The organism is Streptomyces albidochromogenes (genome assembly GCF_005981925.1).
Classification (GTDB): domain Bacteria; phylum Actinomycetota; class Actinomycetes; order Streptomycetales; family Streptomycetaceae; genus Streptomyces; species Streptomyces albidochromogenes.
The window spans coordinates 1-4593 of sequence record NZ_VBVX01000424.1; the positions used below are offsets into that span (position 1 = coordinate 1).

Annotated in this window: 5 protein-coding genes and 1 tRNA gene; 2 read left to right on the plus strand and 4 right to left on the minus strand. The window is 70.8% G+C overall.

Annotated features, from left to right (window positions below; genetic code table 11):
• A partial coding sequence (locus E2E34_RS31645; protein WP_208765395.1) for a hypothetical protein occupies positions 1-213 on the plus strand: 213 nt, incomplete at its 5' end.
• An 80-nt stretch (positions 214-293) separates the two neighbouring features.
• Here E2E34_RS31645 and E2E34_RS31650 read toward each other — a convergent pair.
• From E2E34_RS31650 to E2E34_RS31660, 3 genes are all read right to left on the minus strand, one after another.
• Positions 294-1019 (minus strand): nucleotidyltransferase family protein, encoded by a 726-nt coding sequence (locus E2E34_RS31650; RefSeq protein WP_138905290.1) that lies wholly within the window; start codon positions 1017-1019, stop codon positions 294-296.
• A gap of 38 nt (positions 1020-1057) precedes the next feature.
• Positions 1058-1474 (minus strand): hypothetical protein, encoded by a 417-nt coding sequence (locus E2E34_RS31655; protein ID WP_138905291.1) that lies wholly within the window; start codon positions 1472-1474, stop codon positions 1058-1060.
• A gap of 218 nt (positions 1475-1692) precedes the next feature.
• Entirely contained in the window at positions 1693-2829 is a 1137-nt protein-coding gene (locus E2E34_RS31660) for an ABC transporter ATP-binding protein (protein ID WP_138905292.1), read from the minus strand.
• A 178-nt stretch (positions 2830-3007) separates the two neighbouring features.
• Here E2E34_RS31660 and E2E34_RS31665 point away from each other — a divergent pair.
• Positions 3008-3084, plus strand: a tRNA-Thr gene (locus E2E34_RS31665).
• A 76-nt stretch (positions 3085-3160) separates the two neighbouring features.
• Here E2E34_RS31665 and E2E34_RS31670 read toward each other — a convergent pair.
• Positions 3161-4552, minus strand: a complete 1392-nt coding sequence (locus tag E2E34_RS31670; RefSeq protein ID WP_138905293.1) for an NAD(P)/FAD-dependent oxidoreductase — start codon at positions 4550-4552, stop codon at positions 3161-3163.
• Between the last annotated feature and the right edge of the window lie 41 nt (positions 4553-4593).

Sequence of the window (4593 nt, forward strand, 5' to 3'; positions counted from 1 at the left end):
CCCCCGCAGGCCCCCACCACCAGCGCCGGACCGACGTCCAGCGGCGGTGCGGGCAGCGGCGGCACGACCGGCGGCGCCGGCACCACCGGCGGCGGCACGACGGGCGGCTCCACCGGCGGCACCACGGGCGGCGGCGGCACCACCGGCGGCAGCGGTGGCAGCAGCGGCGGCGGTGGCAACGGCGGCCGGGTGATCGGCGGCCTGCTCGGCTAGGCGGCCCGAGGTACGGCGAAGGGCCCGGCGCACATCTCGTGCGCCGGGCCCTTCGCCGTACGGTGGAAACGCCCGCGGGGTCAGCCGCGGGCGGCGGCGAGCTCCTTGGCGGCCTCGCTGAGGTCCTTGGCGGTGTCGATGGCCCGCCAGTACGCCCCCTGCGGCAGCGGGAAGCCCGCCAGGCGGCGCTCTCGGGCCAGCCGGGGGAAGGTGGTGCGTTCGTGGTCGCCCAGGTCCGGGAGAAGCCCTGTGAAGGCCGCTGAGAAGACGTACACGCCCGCGTTGATGAGGTAGGGCGACGGGGGCGACTCGATGAAGTCCGTGATGTGGCCGAAGGTGTCGGTCCCGACGGCGCCCCACGGGATCCGGGGGCGGGCCAGCGCGAGGGTCGCCGTGGCGTCGCGCTCGTCGTGGAAGGCGGCCATGTCCTGGAGCGAGAAGCGCGTCCAGATGTCGCCGTTGGTCGCGTACCACGGGCTCTGGGGGTCGGGCAGGTGCGCGGCGGCGTACTTGAGGCCGCCGCCGCGGCCCAGCGGCTCGCTCTCCACCACGGTGGTGACACGCAGCGGGAGGTCGGCCGTGTCCAGCCACTCCTGGAGCACGCCGGCGAGATGGCCACAGGAGATGACCGCGTCGGTCACGCCCTCGGCAGCGAGCCAGGAAAGCTGATGGCCGATGATCGGGGTCCCGGTTCCGGGGATCTCGACCATCGGCTTGGGGCGGTCGTCGGTGTACGGGCGCAGGCGCGAGCCCTGGCCGCCCGCCAGGACCACGGCCTGCGTCGGGTACGTCGTCGTACGGGTCATACGGGGCACGATATGCGGCAGGAGCCGTCGGTCCCCGTTCAGCCGGTCTGCTGGGCGACGCCGGAGGCGAAGGAGGTGTCGCAGACAGGGCGGGAGAACGACTGCGCGCGCGTCGGACCGTACTGCTTCACGGCGGCGCGGCCGAGCGAGCGGGCGATCGACATGCAGTGCTGGGCGAGCGAAGGACGGCGCTCGACCTCGCGCTGGAGGTGCGTCAACGCGACGCCGGGGTCCTTCTCCTGGAGCTCCAGAAGGAGCTTGTCGCGCAGAATGTCCTGCGGGGCGCGGGACTTGGCGCGTACGTTTACCTTCTCGGAGGACGCGGTGAGGACCTGCGACTCGGGTCCGCCCGTGGACCACGGGACGTTGGCGACCGCGAGGGTCCCGGAGAGCACCAGGACGACGGGCAGGACGAGAGCGAGACTTCGGCCGATTCGGCGGGCTGTGTGGGTCACGCGAGTGAGCGTAGCGGCCAGTAATGATTTGGCGACATTTAGTCACTCTCCCGGGGGATGGTTCGATGTCACTTTTCGAATTGCGCGTTGACGTACGGAATTCGAAATGCCCGATCTGCCGGGGTATTTGTCGACACCCTCCGCCCCACGGGGCACACGCGAAGGGCTCCGCACGCGAGGTGCGGAGCCCTTCACCCGTACCGGCGTCGGTGCCGGTGTCAGTCGCTGAGGCGCTCGCCGGTCGACGTGGAGAAGACGTGCGTCTCTCCCGCGCGCGGGACGACGTGCAGCTCGGTGCCCTTGTCCGGTACGGCGCGGCCGTTGACGCGGACGACGAGGTCCTGGTGCCCGCCGCCGACCTGCGCGCTGCCGTACACGTAACCGTCGGCGCCGAGCTCCTCGACGACGTTCACGGTGACCGCCAGGCCGGCCGGGGCGTCGGCGGCGGCCTTGCTGAGCGACGCGGCGGCGGCGCCGTTCTGCTCGACGATGTCGAAGTGCTCGGGGCGGACGCCGACGGTGACGGTCGTGTCGCCGCGGTCGGCGGCGGCGGAGAGCGCCTCGCGCGAGACCGGGACGACGCTGTTGCCGAACTTCACGCCGCCGTCGGTGATCGGGACCTCGACGAGGTTCATGGCGGGCGAGCCGATGAAGCCGGCGACGAAGAGGTTCGCGGGGCGGTCGTACATGTTGCGCGGCGAGTCGACCTGCTGGAGCAGACCGTCCTTCAGTACGGCGACCCGGTCGCCCATCGTCATGGCCTCGACCTGGTCGTGCGTGACGTACACGGTGGTGATGCCGAGGCGGCGCTGGAGCGACGCGATCTGCGTACGGGTCGAGACGCGGAGCTTGGCGTCGAGGTTCGACAGCGGCTCGTCCATGAGGAAGACCTGCGGCTCGCGCACGATGGCGCGGCCCATCGCGACGCGCTGGCGCTGACCGCCGGAGAGAGCCTTGGGCTTGCGGTCCAGGTACTCGGTGAGGTCGAGGATCTTCGCGGCCTCTTCGACCTTCTTGCGGATCTCGCTCTTGTTCACGCCGGCGATCTTGAGGGCGAAGCCCATGTTGTCGGCGACGGACATGTGCGGGTACAGCGCGTAGTTCTGGAACACCATGGCGATGTCCCGGTCCTTCGGCGGCAGGTGCGTGACGTCGCGGTCGCCGATGCGGATGGCGCCGCCGTTGACGTCCTCGAGACCCGCGAGCATGCGCAGGGAGGTCGACTTCCCACAGCCGGAGGGGCCGACGAGGACGAGGAACTCGCCGTCCTCGATGTCGATCTCGAGCTGGTCGACGGCGGGCTTGGTGGAACCGGGGTAGATCCGGGTCGCCTTGTCGAACGTGACAGTGGCCATGGTGATGTTCTCCTTCACCGGCAGGAACGTGCCGGACGATCCGAGTAAGGGAGTGGTGTAGTCCACAGGTGTGGACCTGCCGTGACGGTACCTGGCGGAAACGGTTCTGTCAGCAGTCGGGGGCTGATCGAAATACCCGGCGGGCACCGGATCCGGTTTGGTTACACTGCTCCGGTACGCCTCCTTAGCTCAGCTGGCCAGAGCAACGCACTTGTAATGCGTAGGTCGTCGGTTCGAATCCGACAGGGGGCTCCACAGCCCAGGTCGCAACACATGCGACCTGGGCTTTTCGGTTGCCGCCCCGGGGAGGTCCGGTCGGGGGCGGCCCGGCTCAGTGGCGGCCGGCGATGCGGTCGGCGTAACGGGCGATGGGGTCCGTTTCGGCCGTATGGCCCGACGCCTCGCGGCGGTCGGCGGTGCGGTAGGCGGCGTACATGGCCTGGACTCCGAGCCAGCGGAAGGGCTCCGGCTCCCACTTGCGGACCTTGTGGTCGACCCAGGGCAGGGTGGTGAGGTCGGTGGGGCCGCCCTGGCCGGAGTCCTGCTGGATCAGGTCGCGCAGGGTCCGGGCGGCGAGGTTGGTGGTCGCCACGCCGCTGCCGACGTACCCGCCGGCCCAGCCGATGCCGGTCGAGCGGTCCAGGGCGACGGTGGAGCACCAGTCGCGGGGGACGCCCAGGACGCCCGACCAGGCGTGGGCGATGGGGACGCCGGCGGCGGTGGGGAAGAAGCGGACGAGGATCTCGCGCAGCGCGTCGATGGTGGCGGGCTGGGTGCGCCCGTCGTTGTCGGTGCGCGAGCCGTAGCGGTACGGGACGCCCCGGCCGCCCAGCGCGATGCGGTCGTCGGCGGTGCGCTGGGCGTACATGTAGGCGTGGGCCATGTCGCCGAGGGTCTCGCGGCCGTCCCAGCCGATGGTCTCCCAGACGGAGGCGGGGATCGGTTCCGTGACGATCATCGAGGAGTTCATCGGGAGCCAGGTGCGGCGCTGGCCCTTGAGGCCGGCGGTGAAGCCCTCGGTGCAGCGCAGGATGTACGGGGCGCGGACCGTGCCGTACGGGGTGACGGCGTGCTTGGGCTTGATCTCCGTGACGGGCGTCGACTCGTGGATGGTCACGCCGAGGTTCTCGACCGCGGCGGCCAGGCCCTTGAGGAGCTTGACCGGGTGCAGGCGGGCGCCGTGCGGGGTCCAGGTGGAGCCGACGGCGCCGGTCACCCGGACGCGTTCGGCGGTCTCGCGGGCGCCGTGGAGGGTGCGTTCCTTCTCGCCGAAGGCGATCTCGGCGGCGTGGAAGTGCTTGAGCCGGGAGAGCTGGGCGGGCGTGTAGGCGACTTCGAGTACGCCGCCGTGGTGGATGTCGGCGTCGATGTTCTCGGCGGCGGCGGTGTTGATGACCTCGGTGACCGTGTCGTTCATGGCCTGCTGGAGGCGGACGGCGGCGTCGTGGCCGTGCAGCTTGGCGTAGCGGTCGCGGCCGGCGATGCCGTTGTAGAGCCAGCCGCCGTTGCGGCCGGAGGCGCCGTACCCGCAGAACTTGGCTTCCAGGACGGTGATGTTGAGGAAGGGGACGGCCTTCTTGAGGTAGTACGCCGTCCACAGGCCGGTGTAGCCGCCGCCGACGATGCAGACGTCGGCCGTCGCGTCGCCGGGCAGGGGCTCACGGGGGTCGGGTATGCCATCGTTCGCGTACCAGTAGGAGATGCCGCCGTTGACGGTGCTCATGATGCCCCTGCGTTCGTTTCCGCTGCTGATCAGTGGTGGTG